The sequence below is a fragment of the Enterococcus sp. DA9 genome, assembly GCF_008000875.1.
GTDB lineage: Bacteria > Bacillota > Bacilli > Lactobacillales > Enterococcaceae > Enterococcus_B > Enterococcus_B lactis.
This window is the reverse complement of the sequence record NZ_CP042839.1, coordinates 1008111-1033352: the sequence shown is the minus strand read 5'-3', so window position 1 is coordinate 1033352 and position 25242 is coordinate 1008111. Positions and strand designations below refer to the sequence as shown.

Genomic DNA, 25242 nt, shown 5'->3' with positions numbered 1-25242 from the left:
ATCTAATCATTTCTATCGACGTTTTGTTTACTAGGCGTTCCCGTACAAGAAGAATGTAATCAAACATAAGATCGCACCGACGATCCAACCAGTTGGGATGGATTTCTTCATGTACTCTCGAGACGTTACTTTTGTATACCCTAATCCCCAAGCGACCCAAGATTGTGTAATATCTAAATGCTGAGGGGCAATCGTTGTGATTGCAAACAATGGGAACAAAAAGGCTGGCGACATTGTTGGGTTTACAGCTAATACAACAGCTAAAATAGCTGATCCTGAACCGACTAGATTCATTGGACCGCGGAAAAATCCTAGTGGTGTCAATATAGCAAATACGATTGCCAAGACTAATGGTGATTGCGGTATCAAGTCTCCGAAAATAGCTGAAAAATAAGGAGAAGCGTACGCAGCTGAGTTATTGAACATCGCTAAGGTCATCAAGAAACCGACCATTGGTGCGACGTCGACTGCACCATCTGTAAATAATTTCGCAAATTGACGACAGATTTCTTTATAACCTCCGCGCAATTTTCCAGTAAACAACAATGCCCAAATACCTGCTAGAATAAAACCTAAGATGATTGGAAGATCTAACAAAACGACCCCTAAAACTGGTAATAATACGGCTAACCATGAGATCATTGGTGCGTCGCCACCTTCAGCCGGTACGTTTGCTGCCATTGCATAGCGTTTCTTTTTATTCATTGATATATTAGCCACCGTTAGTACAACAACTAAACTTACAACCATCCCAATCATACCGATTTGGAAATAGTCGTTATAAGTGTAACTTTCAGCTGCTGGGTTGAAACCAGCATAAATCGTTTGATACTGTTTGAAGTTGACGATATTAGCAAAGATTCCAGCCATGATCGAGCCCATAAATGAGAACAACGCAACTGGTACTGAGATTCCTAAAGACATCAAGATCGGCAAAACGATGACTGCGATAGAAATCACTGGTCCAATTCCTGTCATCGACATGAATATAACAGCGGTTACAACACACAGCAAACTCATCGTGATTCTTGGTTTGTCCCCTCCAAGTTCGACTACTTTACGAATCAATGTGGCTGCGATTCCGCTATCTACTAGAACACGACCGAAAAAGGCACCAAAGAAGACATTTACCAAGATCGATTTCGCGTACTCAGCAGGTCCAGTCGTATAGATATGCGTCAATACATCGATTACTCCTTGCCCTTCCATCGCCGGGTTCGGCGAAAACGTGTTTCCCACTAGTGCTAATCCCATCCATACAGTCGCCATGATGGCAAAACCGACCATCAAGTTGTAGCCCTTTACACAGTACCAGACCATGAAAAAGAATGAGATAACTAACAAAATACCAATAATAATATCACTCATGTTATTCCTCCGTCCATTTTATTTTTCTGATAAACAAACTAATATATCAGTTAAGTTCATTCTAGCTTATGTAGTTAGCGATTTCATTAGAGGATGACCATAAATGTTCGGATTTCAATTAAAAAACCTTAATTATGCTATTTTAGACTTATACGTTGTTATCCCGTTTTCTATGGTGAAGAATTGGAAACAAAAAAAGAGGAAAGAACATAACTTTTCGTTATCTTCTTTCCTCTTTATAATTGTTTAGCTTATTTAGCCAAAGCGTCTTTTGCTTGGTCAGCCAATGCAGTAAATGCTGCTGCATCGTTTACAGCCAAGTCAGCTAACATTTTACGGTTGATGTCGATTTCAGCAACTTTCAAACCGTGCATTAATTTTGAGTAGCTCAAGCCATTCATACGAGCTGCTGCGTTGATACGAGCAATCCACAATTTACGGAAGTCGCGTTTCTTTTGACGACGATCACGATATGCGTAGTTGTATGAATTCATTACTTGTTCTTTTGCTGTTTTAAATAAAGTGTGTTTTGAACCGTAGTAACCTTTTGCTAATTTTAGCACTCTTTTACGACGTTTACGAGTTACTGTTCCACCTTTAACACGTGCCATGTATAATTCCTCCTAATAAAAATAAATCTTCAGATTCTGTTATTTGTACTTCTTATTTCATTTTTGCTAGTTGTTGGCGAATACGCTTGAAGTCGCCACTAGAAACCATGCTTGCTTTACGCAATTGACGGCGTTGTTTTTTTGTTTTGCCGTGGAAACGGTGACTTGTAAACGCGCGGAAGCGTTTCAATCCGCCTTTACCAGTACGTTTGAAACGTTTTGCTGATCCGCGGTGTGTTTTTTGTTTTGGCATGACTATATTTCCTCCTCAAAATCTTTCGTTATCCGACTATCGGCTGTCCAACAGCCAGTTAGTCATTCAAATTACTTACTGTCGTTTTTCGGTGCCAGCGTCAAGAACATGCTGCGTCCGTCCATTTTCGCTTTTTGTTCCACTGTTGCAATATCAGCAGTTTCTTCAGCTAAGCGATTCAAGACTTTTTGACCAATTTCTTTATGGGTAATGGCACGGCCTTTGAAACGGATAGAAGCTTTCACTTTATCGCCCTTTTCCAAGAACTTACGTGCATTACGAAGTTTTGTATTGAAGTCATTCAAGTCGATCGTAGGACTTAAGCGAACTTCTTTTACATTGATCACTTTTTGTTTTTTACGCGCTTCGCGGTCTTTCTTTTGTTGTTCGAAACGGTATTTACCGTAGTCCATGATTCGCGCAACTGGTGGTTTCGCACCAGGGGCAACTAACACAAGATCCAAGTTTGCTTGTTCTGCAATATTCAATGCTTCTGCTTTTGTCTTAACTCCTAATTGCTCACCATCTGAACCGATCAATCGTAACTCTCGTGCACGAATGCCGTCGTTAACCATCATATCCTTTGCTATGGTCATTCACCTCCAAATATTATGAGAGAAAGAAAAGCTTACCGAATAAACGGCAATAAAAAAACGAGTTCTCTTACAGAACCCGCGCGTACTTCACCTAATAGAACCAGTGAAAACTATCTAGCCCAGTGACATTATCAACTAAGGCGAGAAGCGGGTGCTTCTGCTTTTATTTCTCAACCATCATAGTATAGCAAAAACCAATCCTTCTGTCAATGTTTTTCATACAGTTTTTCTTCCTTTTCTGAAAATAATTGGTCTAGCAGACTTTCTAGCAGTGACTCCCACTTCTTTGCTATACTAAAGAAAAACGAGGTGAACCCATATGAAAAAAATCGAACCTATCCCACCTTCTCTTCCTCCTCTGACAAAAGGAGATTTTTATTTAGAAGATGAAGAAATCCTCTCTGGTCTTCTGATCAATGGAGGTGATCAAAGCTATCTTGATGCTAAAAATATGGTATTAAGAGAGAGTCATGTCCAAAAACTGACCATGCAAAAAACAGTTTTACGTCATTTTGAATGCAGTAATGTCATTTTTGAAAAGTGTGATTTTTCTAATCTGGAGTGGATTGGTGGCAGTTTCCACCAAGTCGTGTTTCATCAATGTAAATTAACAGGTACGAATTTTGCCGAAAGTTATCTTAGAGACTGCACTTTCACTGACTGCATTGCTTCGATGTCTTCCTTTAGCAGCACAAACTTGAAAGCCGTATCCTTCGATCATTGCCAGTTAGAAGACAGCGAATTTTATGAGGTCACTTGGAAAAATCTTTTTTTGTCTGACAATCAGTTAACTGGTTCGAATTGGTTCCGAACTTCTCTGAAGGGATTAGACTTTACGACTAATTTCTTCACTACCATTGCTTTATCTCAAGATTATTTGGCAGGACTGATTGTCAACCAGGAGCAAGCACTTGTGATTGCTCAAGCTCTTGGTTTGCAGATCAAAGACTAGATCAACGAATCCGCCTCCATAGTGCAATGAGCATCCAAACAGATAAAACCAGACTGATGATCAAGGCGATTCCCCATCCGAAAACGGAATGGGTAAATGGTAGCTTAAGATTCATCCCGAAAAATCCTGTCACAATAGTCGGTACAGTCAAGATCAGCGACCAGACAGTCAAAAACTTCATCGTGTCATTCAAATTATTATTCAGCAAATTATTATAAGTGCCAGAAAGCTGATCTAAAATCTGCGAAGCTAAGTTCGTCATTTCAACTGCTTGTCGTGCTTCGATCAGTGCATCGTCCAACTCTTCCTTTTCCTTTTCTGACAACTTGCGATAAATGGCCAATGCCTTGATTTGTTCCAAAAGTACTACATTTTGTTTTGTTCCTGTAACTAAGTAAACCAAACCAATCTCTAAATCTGAAAGTTGCAGTAGATTCTTGTTTGTTGTTTTTTCCCTTAACTTTAGGTTGAGCCGTTGACGTTCGCTATTTACTTCCTCGATTAAAGGAAAAAAGGAATCAGAAATTAAAAATAATGTACGAAACAATAAACTGTATACACTCATGTCTGGCATTCGCTCCAAAAGTGATCGAATCAGTCGAATCACATACTCGGTATTCGGCGTGGTAAATGTAAACAAACCATCTTCTTTTAAAATAAAAGCGATAGGGCTAGTTTCGTAATGATTATCGACTTTTTGTTGGTGTGGGACATTTGATACAAGTAGTAACGCTTCATCAAAAGAGTCATATTCTACGCGCGCCCGCTCATTTTTATCTAGAGAATAAGTCAGCATCTCATCGCTGATGCCATATTCTTCTTTTAAATTTTTAACAGCTAGCACATCATCTTGCTGTATATTGATCCAAAAATTACGTTCTTGATTAAAATAGTGTTTTTCCCGCATACTCCATCCTCCTGATATTTGTTTCTAGTATAAAGAAAAAAGCTACTCAAATAAAGGAGCATCCTTTTTTTGAGTAGCTTTATATCAAATGGCTAATTCAGTTTGGCGGATTTCTGCTAATTTTTCTTCGATCATTTTCAAGACTTCTTCTTTTGCTTGAGAATCTTCCACAAAATTATAGCGATCTCCATCGATTTGGATTTTTGGACTTTCTTTGTATTCTTCATACCATTGATCATACCGTCTGTTCAATTCTTTGTAATAATCGTACAGACTTGGGTCAAAGGACAATTGTTCATATGAACGACCACGTTTCTCGATCCGTTCTAGCATCGTATCAAATGATACACGAATATGAACTAATAAATCCGGGTGTTTTTTATGGGCAGCATAGGGCAGCTCTTCCATCATGTTTTCCAGAAGTTCATCATACACACGAACTTCCGTTTCCGTCGCTCTTCCTAGATCTGCATTTAGATGGAAAAGCAGCGAATCTTCATAAATCGAACGGTCCAATACATTATTGTCATCTTTCATTGCTTGTTTGATGCTTGCAAAACGTTTATTCAAAAAATAAATTTGCAGCAAAAAAGCATACTGTTCAGGGTTTGCATAAAATAAGGGCAAGACTTCATTATCATCAATTGATTCATAAAATGCCTGACTATCAAAGTGTTCAGCCATCATTTCTGTCAAACTTGATTTTCCGGCACCAATTGTACCTGCTAAAACGATCACGCTCATTTACCTCCAGCTCACTTCATCACTAAATATTGTGTTTAACTCCAACCTTTTTAAATATACCCCCAATATCTAGTAGTGTCAATCGTATTTTTTTCTAGTCAAAAAAGTAAAAAGGTCAAAAAATTCTTAAGAAAAAAGGTTTTTTCCTTTAGAAAACGTATTCTTAGTTTTACTTCTGGGATGATTTTAGTAAAATAAAGAAGGAATGTTTTTTGAGACCCTTAGCGGACAAAAAATTTCGTGAAGCAGCGCAACTCGTTTTGGGCGCTTTATTTTTTGCTTAAAAATCACTTTTACGTGAGAAGGAGTTAGATTATGGCAAACTATGGCCAAGGAGAATCAAGCGGAAAGATTATCTTGATGGGCGAGCACGCGGTTGTTTATGGAGAACCGGCGATTGCCTTTCCTTTTTATGCAACAAAAGTCACCGCATTCCTTGAAGAGCTGGATGCAATGGACGATCAATTGGTTTCTTCCTACTATTCAGGAAATTTAGCCGAAGCTCCTCATACATTAAAAAATATCAAAAAATTATTCATCCATTTAAAAAAAGAGCATGATATCCATAAAAACTTGCAACTAACCATCGAAAGCACGATTCCTGCTGAACGTGGAATGGGATCAAGTGCTGCGGTCGCCACAGCAGTCACTCGTGCTTTTTATGATTACTTAGCACTCCCTTTGTCTCGTGAAATACTATTAGAGAATGTACAACTTTCGGAAAAAATCGCACATGGTAATCCTAGTGGGATCGATGCAGCCGCTACTAGCAGCTTGCAGCCAATTTATTTTACAAAAGGGCATCCTTTTGATTATTTTTCTTTGAATATTGATGCTTTTTTGATTGTCGCTGATACAGGAATCAAAGGACAAACAAGAGAAGCCGTCAAAGATGTCGCTCACCTGTTTGAAAGACAACCACATGAAACTGGACAAATGATTCAAAAATTAGGATACTTGACAAAGCAAGCGAAGCAAGCAATCATTGAAAATTCACCAGGAATGTTAGCTCAAACAATGGATGAATCACAATCACTTCTGGAAAAACTGACGATCAGCAACGATTTCCTTGATTTACTGATCCAAACAGCTAAAGATACCGGTGCATTAGGGGCTAAATTAACTGGCGGCGGACGCGGTGGCTGCATGATTGCATTAGCACAAACAAAAACAAAAGCCCAAGAAATCAGTCAAGCACTTGAAGATGTGGGTGCGGCTGAAACTTGGATACAAGGATTAGGAGTACATACCTATGTTTAAAGGCAAAGCACGCGCATATACCAACATTGCCCTAATCAAATATTGGGGTAAGAAAAATGAAGCACTCATCCTTCCGATGAACAACAGTCTTTCGTTGACATTGGATGCATTTTATACCGAAACAGAAGTTATCTTTTCTGATAGCTATATAGCAGATGAATTCTATCTAGATGACACCTTGCAAGACGAAAAAGCAACAAAAAAAGTTAGTCAGTTTCTTGACCTTTTTCGTAAAGAAGCCGGCATCTCACTAAAAGCTTCAGTAATCAGTCAGAATTTCGTTCCTACCGCAGCCGGATTAGCATCCTCTGCTAGCGGGCTAGCTGCTTTAGCAGGCGCTTGTAATACTGCCCTTAAGCTTGGATTAGACGATCTTTCTCTTTCAAGATTTGCTCGACGCGGGTCTGGTTCAGCTTGCCGAAGTATTTTTGGTGGTTTCGTCGAATGGGAAAAAGGTCATGATGACTTAAGCTCTTATGCCAAACCAGTCCCTTCTGATTCTTTCGAAGACGATCTAGCAATGGTTTTCATTTTGATCAACGATCAGAAAAAAGAAGTGTCTAGCAGAAATGGGATGCGTCGGACAGTCGAAACATCCAGTTTTTATCAAGGCTGGTTAGATTCCGTTGAAGGGGATCTATATCAATTGAAACAAGCAATCAAAACAAAAGATTTCCAACTTCTCGGAGAAACGATGGAAAGAAACGGACTAAAAATGCACGGAACGACTTTAGCTGCCCAACCACCTTTCACTTACTGGTCTCCTGACAGCTTAAAAGCGATGGATGCGGTGCGGCAATTGAGAAAGCAAGGCATTCCATGCTACTTTACGATGGATGCTGGCCCTAATGTCAAAGTTTTAGTGGAAAACAGCCATTTATCTGAGGTACAAGAAACATTTACTAAATTATTTAGCAAAGAACAAGTAATTACTGCCCACGCTGGTCCAGGAATTGCGATTATTGAATAAAGGGAGATTTTTATGATTGAAGTATCTGCACCAGGCAAACTCTATATTGCCGGAGAATATGCAGTTGTTGAAACAGGTCATCCGGCAGTTATCGCTGCAGTCGATCAATTCGTGACAGTCACTGTAGAGTCCGCACGAAAAGTCGGAAGTATCCAATCTGCACAATATAGCGGGATGCCTGTACGTTGGACAAGACGTAACGGGGAATTAGTTTTAGATATTCGGGAAAATCCTTTTCATTATATCCTTGCTGCTATTCGATTGACTGAAAAGTATGCACAAGAAAAAAACATTCTTTTATCCTTTTATGATCTGAAAGTAACAAGCGAGCTAGACAGTTCAAATGGTCGGAAATACGGATTAGGTTCTAGCGGCGCTGTTACTGTTGCAACGGTCAAAGCCTTGAATGTTTTTTACGCATTGAATTTATCTCAGCTAGAGATTTTCAAGATCGCAGCACTCGCTAATTTAGCAGTTCAAGATAATGGTTCTTGCGGCGATATCGCTGCTAGCTGTTATGGTGGCTGGATTGCCTTCTCGACCTTCGACCATCCTTGGCTCCAAGAACAAGAAACTCAGCATTCCATCAGTCAGTTACTTGCCATGGATTGGCCAGGTCTCTCAATTGAGCCATTGATTGCTCCTGAAGATCTACGTTTATTGATTGGTTGGACGGGTAGCCCTGCCTCTACCTCTGATTTGGTCGATCAAGTTCACCGTTCGAGAGAAGATAAAATGGTGGCTTATCAGCTTTTCTTAAAAAACAGTACAGAATGCGTCAACGAAATGATCAAAGGGTTTAAAGAAGATAATGTTACGTTGATCCAACAGATGATTCGAAAAAACCGACAATTACTGCATGATTTATCGGCTATCACCGGGGTTGTTATCGAAACGCCTGCTTTGAATAAATTATGTAATTTAGCTGAACAGTATGAAGGGGCTGCAAAGTCTTCCGGTGCAGGTGGTGGGGATTGCGGCATCGTGATCGTTGATCAGAAATCTGGCATCCTTCCTTTAATGAGTGCATGGGAAAAAGCAGAAATCACCCCCCTACCGTTACATGTCTATAGCGATCAAAGAAAGGAAAACCGATGAATCGAAAAGATGAACATGTTTCACTAGCTAAAGCCTTTCATGATAAGCAAAAAAATGAATTTGATTTCGTACGGGTCATTCATAACCCTTTGCCGCAAACAGCAGTTGCTGATGTCGATCTAAGTACACAAGCAGCTGGGTTTACACTAAGCAGCCCGTTTTATATCAATGCGATGACTGGCGGAAGCGAAAAAACAAAAAAAATCAATCAAGACCTTGCAATCATCGCAAGAGAAGCAGATTTGATGATTGCCACTGGTTCAGTCAGCGCTGCCTTGAAGGACCCTTCTTTAGCCGATACTTATACAATTATGCGACAAGAATATCCTCACGGGAAAATCATTGCCAACATCGGTGCAGGAACTTCTGTCGAAAGAGCCCAAGAAGCTATCCGATTGTTTCACGCAGATGCCTTACAGATTCATTTGAATGCACCTCAAGAGTTGGTCATGCCTGAGGGAGACCGTGATTTTACTAACTGGAAAGCACTTATCCAAGAGATTCAAACAGCCATTGACGTTCCCCTTATCGTAAAAGAAGTCGGGTTTGGCATGACAAGAGAAACAATCAATGATTTAGCTTCTTTAGGGGTTCATACAGTTGATATCAGCGGTCGAAGTGGGACAAGTTTCACCCAGATTGAAAACGCCCGTCGCTCCAAGCGAGAACTGAATTATCTAGCTGATTGGGGGCAATCGACAGTCGCCTCATTGCTTGAAGCAAATGAAGCAGACACTTCTATGGAAATCCTAGCCTCCGGAGGTATCCGCAATGCCTATGATATATTTAAAGCCCTTTGTCTCGGCGCAAAAGCAGTGGGCACTTCAGGAACTGTATTGACTCATCTGATGAATCATGGCGTGGAAGAAACCATTATGCTGATGAAACAATGGCAAGAGGAACTTCGTCTGCTTTATACCATGGTCGGCGCAACGAATACCGCGTCCCTCCACCAACAATCTCTCATCTTTTCCGGTCCAGTGAAGGATTGGTGTGAAGCAAGAGGGATCCACTTAGTGAAGTATGGAAGACGCACAGAAAAAGGAGTATGACTGATTTACGTCATACTCCTTTTTTTGGATAAATGATATTTAATCAGCTGTCCTTCGGTATTCGTTCAAGCTGCTGATTTCATAACCTCTCCACTAAATAGTGTACTAAACCTCGTTTAAGGTTGTTTTCCGATATAGGCAAGTATGCCGCCGTCTACATACAAGACATGACCGTTAACGAAATCCGATGCGCTAGAAGCCAAGAAGACAGATGGTCCAGCCAAATCGATTGGCTCGCCCCAACGTGCTGCTGGCGTACGTCCAACGATAAATTGATCGAATGGATGACGTTCACCGTTTTCTTGTGTTTCGCGTAATGGGGCAGTTTGTGGTGTAGCAATATAACCTGGTCCAATTCCATTACATTGGATATTGTATTGACCGTATTCAGAAGCGATGTTTTTCGTTAGCATTTTTAATCCGCCTTTTGCCGCAGCATAAGCACTGACCGTTTCGCGTCCTAATTCACTCATCATAGAACAGATATTGATGATTTTACCGCCGCCTTTTTCGATCATATCTGGAATAACTGCTTTTGAAACGATAAATGGAGCATTTAAATCCACGTCGATCACTTGACGGAAGTCAGCCGCATCCATTTCGATCATCGGTGTCCGTTTGATGATCCCTGCATTATTGACTAAAATATCAACTGAACCTACATCTTCTTTGATTTGCTGAACCATCGCTTGAACCGCTTCTTCATCAGTTACATCGCAGACATAACCTTTTGCATCGATGCCTGCTTCTTTATAATGCGCTATACCTTCATCAACTGATTCTTGATTCAAGTTATTAAATACGATTTTTGCCCCTGCTGTAGCTAAAGAGCGTGCAATCTCAAATCCAATACCATAGACGGCACCGGTGACTAATGCTACTTTTCCATCTAAACGAAACATATCCATATTAAATTCCATCATTTTCTCTCCCTTATGCTTATTTTAATTGATCCATTTGCACCATATCCATGTCTGTATAGGTGATGTTTTCTCCGCACATTGCCCAGATGAATGAGTAATTGCTTGTACCTACACCTGAATGGATCGACCAGCTTGGTGAAATAATAGCTTGTTCATTGTCTACGACTAAATGTTTTGTTTCATCTGGTTTGCCCATCATGTGGAACACACGTGTATCTTCATTGGCATAATCAAAGTAGACATAAGCTTCCATACGACGTTCATGTGTATGACAAGGCATCGTATTCCAAGCACTTCCTGGTTCTAAAATCGTATAACCCATTTGTAATTGACAGCTTTCGCATACATTTGGATGGATGTATTGATAGATTTTACGTTCATTCAATGTCAGACCTTCACCAGTTTCCATTGGTTTTACTTGGTCAATACTGATTTTTACATTTGGATATTTATGATGTGCTGGAACAGAACTAATATAGAATTTAGCTGGGTTTTCAGCATCTTGAGAAGAAAATACGACATGTCGTGTTTCTTTTCCGATATAATAGCCGTCTTGTTTTTTCATTTCTTCTTTTTGCCCATCGATTTCGATGAATCCTGGTCCACCGATATTGATCACACCTAGTTCGCGACGTTCTAAGAAGTAATCGACACCTAGTTCTTTGTCTAATGTGATTTCTAATTCTTTTTCAGTAGGTGTCACGCCACCAAAGATCATTCGATCGTTGTGTGTATAAGTCAAACTGATTTTTCCTGGTTCGAATACCTTTTCTACTAAAAACTCTTTTCTCAATTGTTCCGTTGAATAATGACGGATATCTTCTGGACTGTGTGTATAACGTGTTTCCATTTCTTGCATTTTCTTCTACTCCTTCTATCGAATGATTTTTCCAGAGCCGCATGCTAAAAATTGTGCGACTTCTTCTTGACTGAATTGGTTGCAGTCCCCATGGATCGTATGCTTCAAGGCAGAAGCTGCCGTAGCAAAATCAATGATTTCTTGCGGGGGCATATTGGATAAAATCCCATGGAGCACGCCACCTGCAAAAGCATCTCCGCCACCTACTCGATCCACGATTGGGGTGATTCTATGGACTTGGGATTCCACATATTCATGGTTCATCCACAATGTCCCCTTCAATTCATTTTCACTTGCTGAATGAACGGTACGTTTGGTCGAATAAAACACCTGAATATTCGGGAACTTTTCCTGCATTTTTTGATAATAATAAATCAGCGGTTGTTCTTCTGCTTCTGGTGCTTTCTCGATACCTAACAAATAAAGAGCATCCATTTTTCCAGCTGAACAGATATCTACTAAAGGTAAAAGCTGATGGATTACTTCTCTGGCTTCTTTCTGTGTCCATAATTTCCCGCGATAATTGATATCGAAGCTGATCAGGCAGCCAGCTTTTTTTGCAACTTCTATCACTTGTTTCGTCATTTTTTGCCATTTTTTAGACAAAGCTGGGGTGATCCCTGAAACATGAAATATATCTATTCCTTGGAATAACTCCTCTAGCGACCATTCCAAATGATCCATTTCAGCAAAGCTTGATCCGGCACGATCATAGATCACTGAGGCGGCGCGTTCGCCACTACCAGTTTCCATATAATAAGTACCTAGTCTTGGCCCGCCAGATAATACTTGTTTCGTATCTACTCCATAGCATTGCAAGTGCTTTTTGACTGCTTTTCCCAATGCGTTATCAGGTACTTTGGTAGCAAAAACCGCGTCATGTCCGTAATTAGCTAAAGAAATTGCTACGTTTGCTTCCCCTCCGCCATAATGGGCAGCGAATCGTTCACTTGAATCGATGCGGGTTCCCTGTTCTGTGGACAATCGCAACATGATTTCTCCGAGTGTCACTACTTTTCCCATAAGCAGCTACCTCTTGATTTCTTTCATTTTTGCTGCATACTGTTGCGCGACTTCCGTTACTTTGTCAAAATCTCCTGTAGCTGCAGGTGCTAAAAGGTTCCCACCTACTCCGACTGTTACGACACCCGCATCGAACCACTCTTTCATATTGTCCAGACTCACACCACCAGTTGGCATGATATTGACTTGAGGCATCGGTGCCTTGAAGGCAGAAATGATACTTGGTCCATAAGCGCTTCCAGGAAATAGTTTGACGATATCTACCCCGCTTTTCAGCGCTGTTTTGATTTCGGTAATCGTCATACATCCTGGTAAGTAAGGGATTTGATACAGATTGCACATCTCTGCTGTTTCTTGATCAAAGGAAGGGCTAACAATATACTCTGCGCCAGCTAAGATAGCCAAGCGAGCTGTGACAGCGTCTAATACTGTACCTGCGCCAATCACTATTTCTGGTTGATTTTTGTAGAATGACAAAAGTTCTTTGATTACTTGATCCGCTTGAGGGACTGTAAAAGTCAACTCAATACCAGTTAGACCACCTTTGATGATTGCGTGGCAAGCATTCAAAGCTTCTTCTTTACTTTTTCCGCGTACCACCGCAATCACTCCGGCGTTTTTCAATCGAGATAAAATATCAATTTTTTTCATCTTCTCCACCTATTTCCTATTTAGAAATTTTATTTTATAACTTGGAAATCTATACCCATATTATACGGCAGAAAAGAAAAAATGCAAACGCTTTTTTCGTTATTTTTGAATTCTTTGCTCGATTTCGCTTTTTGTTTGCTTGAGGGCACTGATTATTTGTTCTTTTGTCTCATCTGTTAAACGATATTTCGGCATACTTACACTAAATGCACCAATGATTTGTTCGTTTTTCACGATTGAAGCTCCTATACAAAAAATATCACGTTCGATTTCTTCATCGTCAAATGCGACGTGGGTTTCTTTTACCGTTTGGATTTCCTTTTTCAAACGCAAGGCATTGGTAATCGTGTACTCCGTGTAAGGAATCAACGGATGTTTTTCAAGATAATCAGTGTACTGCTCTTCACTGAATTCTGCTAATACGGCTTTACCCATCGCAGAATTGTATAATGGTCGGGTGATTCCGATTTTTGAAGACATACGGATCGTTTGATGTTTTGGATCTAGTTTGTTCACGTACAAAATCTCATTGTTGTCCAATACCCCTAAGTGGATAGTCTCATCGATCTTTTGCTGCAACTGTTCTAAAAATGGTAAAGTCAGTTCTACCAAATCGATTTGTTCAATGTTTTTATTCGCGTAGCGAATAAGCTTTGCACCTAAACGATAATTTTTCTCTGAATTTTTATTTACATAGCCGATCATCAGTAAAGTATCTAGTATTTTCAAGACTGTAGAAGAAGTCATTCCCACACCCTTTGCGATTGTCTGCAAAGAGATGTCTGGATTTTCTGCTAAATAGTCTAGTATTTTAGAAGCTTTGATCAATACAGTTCCATAAGGTTTTTTATTTTCCATATAATATTCTCCTATTTCTTTATAAGAAAAATTATAGCGGAAATATCATCAATTTAAAAGAGAGAACCGGATACAAACTGCTATTTCTCTTTATAGGCAACTCAAAGTTAAAGATCCGCTTCGTTTTTACATCAAGCTTTGATATAAGGCAATGATTTCTTCTACTGTCGTTTCTCTTGGATTTCCTGGTGTACATACATCTCGCAAAGCATCTTCTGCAATTGCTGGGATATCCGTTTCTTTTACACCTAACTCAGAAATGGTCGCTGGGATTCCAACCGCTTTGCTCAATCGATCGATCTCACCGCAAGCTGCATCTCTTACATCTTCTAAAGACATTTCAGCTGCTCCTTTGATCCCTAGCACAAGAGCGATTTCACGGTATTTTTCTCCAGTATATTCTTTGTTATATTTCATGACCGTTGGCAAGAGCGCTGCACACGCTACACCATGCGGGATGTTGTACCATGCACTTAACGGATGAGCCATCCCATGTACCAGTCCTAAACCTACATTTGAGAAGCCCATTCCTGCAATATATTGTCCTAATGCCATTTTTTCTCGTCCATTTTGATCACCCTCTACAGAAGCTTCCAAAGAATGACCAATGATTTCAATTGCTTTCAAATGCAGCATATCAGTCATTTCCCAAGCGCCTTTTGTGATCAACCCTTCGATAGCATGCGTCATAGCATCCATCCCTGTTGACGCAGCCAATTTTTTTGGCATTCCCATCATCATGTCACTGTCGATGAACGCAACGATTGGGATATCATGAGGATCGACACAGACGAATTTTCGGTGATTTGCTTCATCTGTGATGACGTAGTTGATCGTTACCTCTGCTGCTGTCCCAGAAGTCGTTGGTACAGCTAAGATAGGTAAACATGGATTTTTTGTATCAGCAACACCTTCTAAGCTGATAACATCTGAAAACTCTGGATTCGTCAAAATAATCCCAATGGCTTTTGCCGTATCGATTGGCGAACCTCCACCGATTGCGATCAAACAGTCTGCCTCTGCCTCTTTAACAAAAGCCACTCCGTCTTTTACATTTTGGATTGTTGGGTTAGGTACGATCCCGTCGTATAAAGCATAATCGATTGCTGCATTATCCAAAAGCTTTGTTACTTTTGTCGCTATGCCATGTTCGATCAATCCTTTATCAGTAATGACAGCTGCTTTGCTGAATCCTCGCTGCTGAAATTCGGGAACGATTGACTCAATCGCTCCTTTTCCAAAATACGATGTTTCATTTAAAATCATTCGATTACTCATTTTCTATTCCTCCTAATTTGTGTTATTTTTCACAATGAAAACGAAAGAATCTCAAGCAACCGGTTGCCCAGTTGCTTGTTTCTACAGTTCAAAGACTGGTGTCAATTCACGGCTGACTGGGGAGGCATCTGGATTTGTTTCCATGATATCTTCCATGTATTTCCACCATTTTTGATTGATCGGTGTATTTGCCATTTTTCCCCATAACTCTTCATCCTCGACCACTAAGTAACCAAATAATAAACTTGTACTCGGATCAAGATAGATCGAATAGTCGATGACCCCATGTTCACGAAGTGCTGTGCGCATCTCTGGCCAAAGTTCATCATGTCTTTTTTTGTATTCTTCTTGTTTTTCTGGGTAAACTTTCATGCAAAAGGCTTTTTTCACCATGTCAGACCCCTACTTTCGTATGAACTTCCTCCAAATAACCTGCTTTCGGAGTAACACCAAACGCATCTGCTAAACGCCACAAATTCTCATCTGTGATTGTTTGCAAGATTGGTCCTTGCGCTTTGACGTACGTATAAACTTCTGCTGCCTTTTCTGCTGTCTCGATCAAACCAAAGACTTCATCCATGTCTTTTCCTGACCCGTAGATTCCATGTTGCGGCCATAAAACCAATCGAGTTTCTTTCATTTTTTCAGCTGTTGCTTCTCCAATCTCATTTGTTCCCGGAACCATCCACGGAATGATGGAAATCCCTTCTGGAAAAACAACTAAACATTCCGTACACATTTGCCACAGCGTACGACTAAAGGAACGTTCGTCTAATTCATGCGTAAAGCTCATCGCTAATAAATGGCTAGCATGGCAATGCATAACGATCCGATTATCTGGGTCTACTTCTAAACGGGCGATATGACTCATAAAATGACTTGGCAACTCGCTTGTAGGAAGGCAGCCATTTTCTAACCCCCACAAAAGCTCTAATGTTTTGCCATCTTCGGCAACTCGAACGATTCCAAGGTTTTCGGCAGGTTCGCTCGCTACATTTTTAAAATATCTTCCTGAACCAGTTACAATAAAATAACATCCTGCTAAACGGCTGGCATCAAAAATCATCGAGATGCGACGGGTCACTTTTTCAGGATCCAAGAACGGTGTGATTTCTTCTTCTTTGAGTAAATAAGAAATATTCCCGCCATTTCGTTCATCCCAACCCAAGCGATAAAGATTCGATGTCGTTTCAATCATTTCTTTCACATAAGGCGCTTGTAAAATATCTATTTTTTTCAATATAGCCACACTCCTATTTTCTTAATCCCAACACGTCTTTTTGATATTCTTGGACTTCTTCCAGCCAATCCAAACCAACTGGAACTTGATTTTTGTAACAGAAATAATTCCATACATCGGCATACGGGAAATCTTTCAATTCTTCCGTGTAAGCCATTCTTGAAGTAAAGTCAAAAGCCAGCTCCATTTCTTTCAATCGCTCAACTGGTTCCAGCATAGCTTTCATCAATGCTTTTTGTGTATTTCTCGTACCAATGACCCAAGCAGCGATACGATTGATCGTTGCATCAAAGAAATCCAGACCGATATTCGTTTTTTCCAATAATTCGTTACGGACTAATTCTTTAGCAATTTCCTGCAATTCATCATCCATCAAAACGACATGATCTGAATCCCAACGAACTGGACGAGAAACGTGCAACATGATTCCTTTGCTAAATAAAGCTAAGGAAGACAATTTATTGGAAATCACTTCTGTTGGATGAAAATGTCCAGCATCTAGACAAACAAGTTTGTCACGAGTCAACCCATAACCCATATAAAATTCATGGGAACCGACTGTATAAGCTTCAGCGCCTAAACCAAATAGTTTGCTTTCTACTGCATCTTGTACATACCGTTCATCTAGCTCTTCTGTAAAAATTTCATCGAGCGATTCCATCAAACGTTTCCGTGGGGTAAAACGGTCGATTGGATTGTCTTTCATCCCATCAGGTACCCAAAAGTTATTGATACATGTTTGTCCAGTTTCTTTTCCAAAGTATTCTGCGATTTTACGGCTTCTTTTCCCGTGTTCGATCCAGTATTCACGAACTTCTTTATCTGGATGAGCCAATGTAAAGCCGTCTTTCATCATTGGATGCGAAAAGAAAGTCGGGTTGAAATCAAGACCGATTTCTTCTTTTTTTGCCCACTCTGCCCATTTTTCAAAATGTTTCGGCTCAATTTCATTGAGATCGACCGCTTCTTCTGTGTCCAAATAGATAGCATGAAGATTCAATTTATGTTTGCCCGGTATCAACGAATATGCCTTCTCCAAATCTTGTCTAAGCTCTTCGGGTGTCCGTGCAGCTCCTGGGAAATTTCCTGTTGCCATGATTCCACCAGTCAATTCGCCATCCGGTGTCAAGAAACCTTTGACATCGTCTCCTTGCCAACAATGCATAGAAATTTTGATGTTCTGCATCTTTTCTAGTACAGCATCTGTATCTACACCGATAGTTGCATATTTTTCTTTTGCTTGTTCGTAATTTCTTTCAATCGTGTTCATACGATTACTCCTTTGATTTTATTCACGTACCATTCCATCGTGTTTTGCTTATTTTCATCTGGGTAAAAAGTTTCACATGGAAACGACTGTTTGATTACATTTCTTGCTTGTTCTATATTCGAAAACTGACCTGTACTGAGCATTTGCATGGCAATATTCCCGATTGCTGTGGCTTCACTAGGACCTGCTTCTACAATGATTCCGGCATAATCTGCTGTCAATTGATTCAGTAAGCGATTATTCGATCCGCCCCCTACGATGTGCAGTTTTTCCAATTTCGTTCCAGTCAAGTGTTCTACTTTGATTAGCTCTTGTGCGTAACAAAGAGCAAGATTATCATACACACAACGAGCGATAGCTCCCGGTGAGACAGGGACTGGTTGCTCTGTTTCAAAACAGTATTGCTGAATCTCTTCTATCATATTTTTAGGATTCAAAAATCGAGGGTCATTGATTTCCATCACTTGTTGCAGCGGCTTTTCTTTTGCAGCAAGTTCTGCCAATTCCGCGTAACTGTATTCGTACTCCTGCATTCGAGCAACTTCCTGGATCAACCACATCCCCATGATGTTTTTCAAGAAACGCACCGTATTATGAGCGCCCCATTCATTCGTGTAATTCTCAGAAAAAGCGGCGCGAGAAACATTGGCGATCTTTGTTTCCATCCCTAAAAGCGACCATGTCCCGCTGCTGATATAGCCCCACTGTTCTCCTTGCCCTGGTGTGCCTAATACAGCTGACGCCGTATCATGACTTGCTACTGTGATAAAGGTCACATCTGGCAAATCATATTTTGAGAATTTTTCTTTTTGCAAATCTCCTAGTATCGTTCCCGGCTCTGTCAATGGAGGAAATAATTCTTTCGCGACACCAACTTTTTCAAGAAGTTCTGTTTCCCACTCTTTTGTTCCTGCATTCAGCAGCTGCATAGTAGACGCATTGGTTTTCTCCGTCACCATATTGCCAGTAAAGACGTAGCCTAAATAATCAGGAATCAATAATAATTTATGTGCTTTTGCCAAATGGTCTTTTTCTTCGACAAACAATTGAAATAAGGTATTGAAAGGCTGGATCTGAATCCCTGTTTGCTCATACAACTTATCTAGAGAATAGATTTCAGAAAACTGTTTTACTGCTTCATCGGTACGATCGTCCCGATAAGCGATCGGATCATTCATCCGTTCCCCTTGTTCGTCAATCAAACAGTAATCGACTGCCCATGTATCGATCCCTGCAAAACAACACTCGATTCCTGTTTTCTTTAATTTTTCAAATCCAATCAAAATCTCTTCGATAAGATAATCGATCTTCCAGCGGTCATGACCGTCTTTTTTCCGAAAGCCGTTCTTGAATCGGTGTACTTCTTCCAAGACTAAAGAACCTTCATCATTCCTCGTACTTTTCATTAGTCGTCCGCTTGACGCACCGATATCGATGGCAACAAATGTCGGATTCATTTCTCCACCTCTTTTACTTTATTGTTGATTAACACTCCATTAATAAAGCGTTATCATTTATTAACAATGCTATCATATTACATAAACTTATATTTTGCTTCACACTATTTTGGTATATAATTGCATTATCTTGACAAGTTGGGAGTGTTTACATGGATTACTGGGAAAAAGCCAATCACTCATGGTCGGAAGACTCAAAAAGAGTGATCTTGACACCTACGCAAAGAAGTAGGAATTTATTTTTTTATATCCAAGAAATCGGTTACTTTAAAGCGCCGGTCCCTTACTATACTGAACGAGCATATTTACCTTCTTATTTGATAAAATTTACTTTGTCTGGCGAAGGTTTGCTTACATATAAAGATAATCAGCACCAGCTAAAAGCTGGAGACCTCTTTTTTATTGACTGCCAAGAATATCAGCGTTATCAAACAATTAGCGAAGAACCATGGGAAATGGATTGGATTCATTTGAATGGTCAGAGCGTCCAATCATTTTATCAAGAGTTCACAAAAGACGGGCATAACACCTTCCATTCGACAGGCGATCCATCAGAAAACAAGATCCATCATCTGATCACAGAATTGATCCACATGCAGCAAGGTGCGAATGCCCGTACCGATTTCCAGTCCTCTGTAGCTATCCACGAGCTGTTGAATGAACTGATTTTGCAGAAGTATCAACTGGATTTCGAAGAAGAAGATATTCCCCCTTACGTTTATAAGCTTAAGCAATACTTGGACGAACACTTCAAAGAAACGATCACACTTGATCAATTAGAACAGCAATTTTTACTGAATAAATATCAGCTGAGCAAAGATTTTTCCAAATTCATCGGTTCTCCGCCAATTGATTATTTAATCAGCAAAAAACTCTCTTACGCTAAAGACCTTCTTCGGTATACAGAATTTACTATTCGAATGATTTCCGAAGAAATCGGAATCGAGAATTTTGCTTACTTTAGTCGCTTGTTCAAAGCAAAAACTGGATTATCACCGAGAGATTTTCGTAAATTTAGCTGATTCATATAATATGTACGCACTTTTTTAAAAGATATAGTAGAATAATAAAATAACCGCAGTTTCTGCTTCTATATAAACAACAGCAGCTACTTCGGTTATTCGGGAGTGGTTATTCTCATTTTTCATCTTCAAAATGTTCATAATGAATAAGCTGGTTTTGCGTATCGCGTTTCAAAAATTCTTTAGGCGTTATACCAAACTCTCTCTTGAATGCTTTCAGAAAATGTGGATAAGACGAAAAACCACTTTTACTATATACAGCACTAGAACTACGGTACTCTCGCAACAAGTGCTTGGCATAGATCAGCTTTTTCTTCATTACATACTGATGAAACGTAAATCCAGTGTACTTTTTGAATTCTCGGGTGATATGGTATTTGCTGACAAAAAATTGCTTCTCCATTTCCTCTAAAGAAAGCGGATGAGATAAATTTTTTGAGATATATTGTAACATTTGTTCCACACGCTCATTTGGAACTACAGCATTCTGTTCTTGCGCACTCTCTTCTTTTTGTACTACTTGATTGAGAAAAATCAAGTATTCTACTAGAGCTTGTTCATATTTTATGTCTTCACCGTAAATTTTTTTATCAGGAGGGTGGTCGATAAATGATAATTTTTGCTTCAATACTTCCTGTTCGACTTGCAATACACGACTCCTTTTCTCTCCCATTGGTTGAAAACAAGCCGATAGATTAGACCATGGCGTGGAACGACTTTCCAGAAAAGAAGGGGTAACAAAGATATAGACACGCTCGAATACATCTGAAGACTGGCGGACGATACGATGCAAATCGTTGGAATGGATGAGCAGCACACTTCCTGCTTTGATCGTAAATTGCCGTCCATTCAAATAAAAAGTCGCTTCACCCTTTAATGTAGCATGGATTTCATAAAAATCATGGTGATGGTAGATTGTTTTATTTTGGCTGACGACATCTTTGACATGATAGATTTCATACTGATCAGAAACCATCGTATTGACTTGCTCACCGCTTATTTTCTTTTGGAGCATGTGCTGCACCTCCTTTGTTCAGTTTTGCACAATTATATTATATCACGTTTTTTGTAATCAAAAAGAGCTGCTTTTATATACTCTTATAAAAAAGAAGAGACGTGGCATCTTCTAGCCCCGCCCCCTCCATTCTAAATATTAGTTAATCAATGTCTTCTTTACATTATTCAAGAAGACTTCTTCCATAACGAATCCCATCATTTTTTGTTTCTTCAAGAACCACATACAGATACGGACGGTTCTTCTTGATGATTTCTTTGATTTTTGTGTACTCGATCACACCGTCTCCCAAATTTACCGGCACGATTTTTTCCTGTTCGACACGAAAATCTTTCAAATGAACCGCACATATCTTTTCACCAAAACGCTCAAAAGCTTCTTCTACCAATTGGACTTGTTCTTGATAATTAGTGCTTGTAATCAAATTTGTCGGATCTAAAATGATTCCTAGATAGTCCGAATCCACTGCTTGGATCAGCTGCTCTACTCTTGCTAAAGAATACACCGGATGATTCAAACCTGGTTCTATCCCCACCATCATTTGGTATTTTTCTCCAGCTTTTACCAAGCGACGGATAACGGACACTGCTTCAGCAAATGCTTCATCTGTGAAATTTTCTTCCGTATATTGAATTTCCGGCAAGACACATCCCGTTTCCGAAGCAACCATCGACGCACCAAAGGAAGAAGCATAGTGAAGATACTGCTCGAACTTTGTCAGCAACTCTTCTCGTATCGTTAAATCTGGATGAATCATATTGATATAGCAGCTTAAAATTCCTACGGACACTTCTTGCTTTTCTAAGACTCGTTTGACATAATTTCCCATCCCAGAATTGATTTCGTTTGCGCCAGAAGACATTTCAGGAAACGAAAGACCTAAGGCGAGCTGCAGTGTATGGATTCCTTGTTCTTTTGTTTTTTCTGCAAGATCTTCTATCGTTTGGACTTGGGAAAGATCATGTCCTCTAATTGTAATGTTCAACATAATTATTCTCCTAACTCAGCATATTGGGTAGCCACATGACGATTTGCGGGAAATAGGTAATCAAAAACAAGACGACTAGGATAATCCCATAAAACGGAAGAAGTGGTTTCAGCATTGCCTCTGCTTTTACGCCTCCTACACTTGCACCGACATATAGCCCTGTACCCACAGGAGGTGTAATTGAGCCTACACACAGATTCATGATTGAAAACAACCCGTAATGTACAGGATCAACCCCTGCACTTGTGACGATTGGTAAAAATATTGGTGTAAAAATTAAGATAGCAGGCGCTACATCCATAAACATCCCCACAAGTAACAAAACGAGATTGACTAACAGCAGAATAACTAGTTTATTATCCGTTACCCCCATAATCAACGAACTGATTGCCTGAGGAATACCAGTAAATGCCATGGCAAAAGACATCATGGAAGAAGTAGCTAATAAGAACATGATTGTCCCTGACATCGCTACCGATTGAAACAACATATTAGGTATATCTTTGAGTTTTACCGTCTTATAGTAGAACATAGCAATCAACAGGGAGTAAATGACAGCTATCGCTGAAGCTTCTACTGCTGTAAATATCCCGGTCAAGATACCACCGATAATGATGACAATCAATAGAAGACTAGGAATCGCCTCTTTTATTATTTTTCCAGCATGAGCCATCTGCCCTTTTTCAACAACAGGGTATTTATTCTTTTTAGCAACGATGAATGCTACTAGCATGATCCCTAATGACCAAAAAATACCTACGAGATACCCTCCCATAAACAAAGCAGAAATCGAAGTACCACCAGCAACAAGTGAATACATGATAAAAGCAGTACTTGGAGGAATGACCATACCTGTCGGAGCTGACGCGATGTTGACTGCTGTCGCAAACTTCCGGTCATATCCTTCTTCCACTTGCTGAGGGATCAAGACTCCGCCAATCGCGGTAGAAGCGGCAATGGCTGAGCTAGAGATGGAACCAAATAAAGCATTCCCTAACACATTCGTATGAGCCAAAGCCCCCGGTACACGTCCGACGAACAACATCGCAAAATCCACTAGTTTCTTGGCTATCCCTCCATTATTCATGATAATACCTGAAAGAACGAAAAACGGAATAGCGATGAGCGAAAAACTGTTGATACTTCCCACCATTTTTTGAGCTGAACTAAAAGCAGAAACATCAAACGGTATAACTAACAATAAAGTCATCATTGATGAGAACGCAATACTTATAGCAATCGGCATCCCTAATACAAGCAACACGACAAATACAAAAAATAACACTAATCCGGCTTCTATTGCCATTTTATTCCTCCATTTTTATATTTTTTCTTGAATTGCTGGCTTGTTGCTTAATGTATCGATTAGATTGATCAGACTATAGATAATGATGAGTATCCCTGAGACAGGTACTGACAAATAGACGTACCCCATCGGAATGCTTAAAGAAGGCGAGATCTGCCCCATTGTCAACGTGACAGCATTCCATCCGCCATACACCATGATCATCGTAGCAAATACCAGAAATAAACTTTGAACAACGACTTCTAAAATTTTACTTTTTTTACCAGATAATTTTTCACTTAAAACCGTTACGGCTAGATGTGCTTTTTGTCCCACAACATACGCGGAAGACAACATAGCAAACCAGACAAGTCCGAATCGGACAAGCTCTTCTGTCACCGTATTCGGATTTCCTAAAACCGTTCTGGAAAATACTTGCCATAAAACGACAGCGACCATCCCAACAAGCAAAACAGCTCCTAGGATCTCTAACACCTTATTTAAAATCATTTTCATTACAGCTACGCTCCTTGCTCTTGGATCTTTTGATAAAGGTCTTTGTAGGCAGGATCGTTTTTGAATGTATCATGAAGCGGTGCGACTGCCTCTCGAAACGGTGTATTATCTACATCATTGAATTGAACTCCATGTTCTTCTTGTGCTAAAGCTTTCTCTTCTTCAATTGCTCTGGCAAAAGCTTCGATTTCAAAAACCGTCGATTCTTTTGCTGCTTCTTCAATCGCTTTTTCCTGTTCAGCAGTTAGCTGTTCTTTGATAGCATCATTCATGATGATGATATCGGGCACACGTGTATGCTCATCATAAGAATAGTATTTAGCTACCCCGCCATGTCCAGCTGTATACAAGACAAATTCATTGTTTTCTGATCCGTTGATCAAATTGGATTGAAGAGACGTGTACACTTCATCACTTCCCATAGGGACTGGCGAACCACCTAAAAGCTCGACCATTTTAATAGCTGTTTCACTTTGCATCACACGGATCTTCTTTCCCTTCAAATCTTCCGGCGTATGGATCGGACCGTCTACCATATAAAAGCTGCGCTGACCAGAATCATAATAGGTCAATCCGGTAAACCCTAAATTTTTGGTCGATTGGTAGATTGGTTCCATTATTTCTTCATTATCCATCACCTTAAAGAAATGTTCTTCATCATTGAATAGATAAGGAACTGAAAAAATCGAATAATCTTTAGAGAAACTTTCCAACGCTGAGGCACTTACTTTTGTGAAATCTACTGCTCCTGACTGTGTCAATTCGATTAGTTCACGTTCTCCACCCAGTTGTCCATCTGGGAAATACTGGATCTGTACGGAACCATCTGTTTTTTCTTTTACTAAACGCCCAAATTCATTCATTGCATCAATTACCGGCTGGCTGTTGCTTGCATAAGCAAAGCGCAAGGTAACTGTCTCATTTACGTCTGCATCTGCGACAGTTGCCACACTAGAATTATTTCCGCAGCCGCTTAGACCTAGCAGACCTAGGCTAAGCGAACTTGCTGCAAACAGCAGTGATGTTTTTTTCATATGGGTTTCCTT

At 40.0% G+C, this 25242-nt stretch carries 27 protein-coding genes and 1 other annotated feature; of the genes, 6 read left to right on the top strand and 21 right to left on the bottom strand.

Annotation, left to right across the window (positions count from 1 at the left end):
• Positions 1 to 30: 30 nt before the first annotated feature.
• The 4 genes from FTX43_RS05845 to infC form a co-directional block, all read right to left on the bottom strand.
• Positions 31 to 1368 (bottom strand): hypothetical protein, encoded by a 1338-nt coding sequence (locus tag FTX43_RS05845; protein WP_002345455.1) that lies wholly within the window; start codon positions 1366 to 1368, stop codon positions 31 to 33.
• 251 nt (positions 1369 to 1619) lie between these two features.
• The gene (rplT, locus tag FTX43_RS05840) at positions 1620 to 1979 is read right to left on the bottom strand and encodes a 50S ribosomal protein L20 (protein ID WP_002293355.1); all 360 of its coding nucleotides are present in this window, start codon (positions 1977 to 1979) and stop codon (positions 1620 to 1622) included.
• A gap of 52 nt (positions 1980 to 2031) precedes the next feature.
• On the bottom strand, positions 2032 to 2232 hold the full coding sequence (gene rpmI / locus FTX43_RS05835; protein WP_002289309.1) for a 50S ribosomal protein L35: 201 nt from the start codon (positions 2230 to 2232) through the stop codon (positions 2032 to 2034).
• A 71-nt stretch (positions 2233 to 2303) separates the two neighbouring features.
• Positions 2304 to 2828 carry a translation initiation factor IF-3 gene (gene infC, locus FTX43_RS05830; RefSeq protein ID WP_002293357.1) on the bottom strand — a complete coding sequence of 175 codons (525 nt, stop codon included), beginning with the start codon at positions 2826 to 2828 and terminating at the stop codon, positions 2304 to 2306.
• Positions 2829 to 2871: 43 nt separating this feature from the next.
• Positions 2872 to 2997: a sequence feature (ribosomal protein L20 leader region), on the bottom strand.
• Between the two features lie 150 nt (positions 2998 to 3147).
• Between infC and FTX43_RS05825 the strand changes: the two genes are divergently transcribed.
• The gene (locus tag FTX43_RS05825) at positions 3148 to 3780 is read left to right on the top strand and encodes a pentapeptide repeat-containing protein (RefSeq protein ID WP_002344706.1); all 633 of its coding nucleotides are present in this window, start codon (positions 3148 to 3150) and stop codon (positions 3778 to 3780) included.
• Between the two features lies 1 nt (position 3781).
• Here the strand turns inward: FTX43_RS05825 and FTX43_RS05820 are convergent, their stop codons facing one another.
• Together FTX43_RS05820 and FTX43_RS05815 are read right to left on the bottom strand one after the other, a co-directional pair.
• Entirely contained in the window at positions 3782 to 4687 is a 906-nt protein-coding gene (locus FTX43_RS05820; RefSeq protein WP_002313988.1) for a magnesium transporter CorA family protein, read from the bottom strand.
• Between the two features lie 84 nt (positions 4688 to 4771).
• Complete coding sequence (locus tag FTX43_RS05815; RefSeq protein WP_002316609.1) at positions 4772 to 5431, bottom strand: deoxynucleoside kinase; 660 nt, start codon at positions 5429 to 5431, stop codon at positions 4772 to 4774.
• 315 nt (positions 5432 to 5746) lie between these two features.
• Here FTX43_RS05815 and mvk point away from each other — a divergent pair, with 315 nt between their 5' ends.
• The 4 genes from mvk to fni are packed head-to-tail and all read left to right on the top strand — an operon-like array spanning position 5747 to position 9811.
• Positions 5747 to 6691 carry a mevalonate kinase gene (gene mvk, locus FTX43_RS05810; protein ID WP_002309722.1) on the top strand — a complete coding sequence of 315 codons (945 nt, stop codon included), beginning with the start codon at positions 5747 to 5749 and terminating at the stop codon, positions 6689 to 6691.
• On the top strand, positions 6684 to 7661 hold the full coding sequence (gene mvaD, locus FTX43_RS05805; RefSeq protein ID WP_002293367.1) for a diphosphomevalonate decarboxylase: 978 nt from the start codon (positions 6684 to 6686) through the stop codon (positions 7659 to 7661). The genes mvk and mvaD overlap by 8 nt, the downstream gene beginning before the upstream one ends.
• Before the next feature lie 12 nt (positions 7662 to 7673).
• Positions 7674 to 8759, top strand: a complete 1086-nt coding sequence (locus tag FTX43_RS05800; protein WP_002309723.1) for a phosphomevalonate kinase — start codon at positions 7674 to 7676, stop codon at positions 8757 to 8759.
• Entirely contained in the window at positions 8756 to 9811 is a 1056-nt protein-coding gene (gene fni / locus FTX43_RS05795; protein ID WP_002313987.1) for a type 2 isopentenyl-diphosphate Delta-isomerase, read from the top strand. Before FTX43_RS05800 ends, fni begins: the two co-directional genes overlap by 4 nt.
• Before the next feature lie 116 nt (positions 9812 to 9927).
• Here fni and FTX43_RS05790 read toward each other — a convergent pair whose 3' ends face one another.
• The 10 genes from FTX43_RS05790 to rhaB form a co-directional block, all read right to left on the bottom strand.
• The gene (locus FTX43_RS05790) at positions 9928 to 10731 is read right to left on the bottom strand and encodes a gluconate 5-dehydrogenase (protein WP_002320630.1); all 804 of its coding nucleotides are present in this window, start codon (positions 10729 to 10731) and stop codon (positions 9928 to 9930) included.
• Between the two features lie 19 nt (positions 10732 to 10750).
• Positions 10751 to 11593, bottom strand: a complete 843-nt coding sequence (gene kduI, locus FTX43_RS05785) for a 5-dehydro-4-deoxy-D-glucuronate isomerase (RefSeq protein ID WP_002288239.1) — start codon at positions 11591 to 11593, stop codon at positions 10751 to 10753.
• A 15-nt stretch (positions 11594 to 11608) separates the two neighbouring features.
• Positions 11609 to 12616 (bottom strand): sugar kinase, encoded by a 1008-nt coding sequence (locus tag FTX43_RS05780; protein ID WP_147606847.1) that lies wholly within the window; start codon positions 12614 to 12616, stop codon positions 11609 to 11611.
• Between the two features lie 6 nt (positions 12617 to 12622).
• Positions 12623 to 13267, bottom strand: a complete 645-nt coding sequence (locus tag FTX43_RS05775) for a bifunctional 4-hydroxy-2-oxoglutarate aldolase/2-dehydro-3-deoxy-phosphogluconate aldolase (RefSeq protein WP_002320629.1) — start codon at positions 13265 to 13267, stop codon at positions 12623 to 12625.
• A 99-nt stretch (positions 13268 to 13366) separates the two neighbouring features.
• Entirely contained in the window at positions 13367 to 14125 is a 759-nt protein-coding gene (locus FTX43_RS05770; RefSeq protein WP_002293373.1) for an IclR family transcriptional regulator, read from the bottom strand.
• 126 nt (positions 14126 to 14251) lie between these two features.
• Positions 14252 to 15403, bottom strand: a complete 1152-nt coding sequence (gene fucO / locus FTX43_RS05765; protein ID WP_002312462.1) for a lactaldehyde reductase — start codon at positions 15401 to 15403, stop codon at positions 14252 to 14254.
• 81 nt (positions 15404 to 15484) lie between these two features.
• Positions 15485 to 15796, bottom strand: coding sequence for an L-rhamnose mutarotase (gene rhaM / locus FTX43_RS05760; RefSeq protein WP_002293379.1), 312 nt, complete (start codon positions 15794 to 15796; stop codon positions 15485 to 15487).
• 1 nt (position 15797) lies between these two features.
• Positions 15798 to 16643: a rhamnulose-1-phosphate aldolase gene (gene rhaD / locus FTX43_RS05755; RefSeq protein ID WP_002309729.1), complete on the bottom strand. Its 846-nt coding sequence runs from the start codon at positions 16641 to 16643 to the stop codon at positions 15798 to 15800.
• A gap of 13 nt (positions 16644 to 16656) precedes the next feature.
• Positions 16657 to 17913: an L-rhamnose isomerase gene (gene rhaA / locus FTX43_RS05750; RefSeq protein ID WP_002313986.1), complete on the bottom strand. Its 1257-nt coding sequence runs from the start codon at positions 17911 to 17913 to the stop codon at positions 16657 to 16659.
• Positions 17910 to 19370, bottom strand: coding sequence for a rhamnulokinase (gene rhaB, locus FTX43_RS05745; RefSeq protein WP_047929684.1), 1461 nt, complete (start codon positions 19368 to 19370; stop codon positions 17910 to 17912). Before rhaB ends, rhaA begins: the two co-directional genes overlap by 4 nt.
• Before the next feature lie 152 nt (positions 19371 to 19522).
• Between rhaB and FTX43_RS05740 the strand changes: the two genes are divergently transcribed.
• Positions 19523 to 20392: an AraC family transcriptional regulator gene (locus tag FTX43_RS05740; protein WP_002309732.1), complete on the top strand. Its 870-nt coding sequence runs from the start codon at positions 19523 to 19525 to the stop codon at positions 20390 to 20392.
• Positions 20393 to 20507: 115 nt separating this feature from the next.
• Here the strand turns inward: FTX43_RS05740 and FTX43_RS05735 are convergent, their stop codons facing one another.
• The 5 genes from FTX43_RS05735 to FTX43_RS05715 form a co-directional block, all read right to left on the bottom strand.
• On the bottom strand, positions 20508 to 21407 hold the full coding sequence (locus FTX43_RS05735) for an AraC family transcriptional regulator (RefSeq protein ID WP_002309733.1): 900 nt from the start codon (positions 21405 to 21407) through the stop codon (positions 20508 to 20510).
• A 163-nt stretch (positions 21408 to 21570) separates the two neighbouring features.
• On the bottom strand, positions 21571 to 22395 hold the full coding sequence (locus tag FTX43_RS05730; RefSeq protein ID WP_002309734.1) for a sugar phosphate isomerase/epimerase: 825 nt from the start codon (positions 22393 to 22395) through the stop codon (positions 21571 to 21573).
• A gap of 10 nt (positions 22396 to 22405) precedes the next feature.
• Entirely contained in the window at positions 22406 to 23701 is a 1296-nt protein-coding gene (locus FTX43_RS05725) for a TRAP transporter large permease (protein WP_002313984.1), read from the bottom strand.
• A gap of 15 nt (positions 23702 to 23716) precedes the next feature.
• Entirely contained in the window at positions 23717 to 24196 is a 480-nt protein-coding gene (locus FTX43_RS05720) for a TRAP transporter small permease (protein WP_002309736.1), read from the bottom strand.
• A 5-nt stretch (positions 24197 to 24201) separates the two neighbouring features.
• Positions 24202 to 25230, bottom strand: a complete 1029-nt coding sequence (locus FTX43_RS05715; protein ID WP_002316606.1) for a TRAP transporter substrate-binding protein — start codon at positions 25228 to 25230, stop codon at positions 24202 to 24204.
• Positions 25231 to 25242 lie beyond the last annotated feature (12 nt).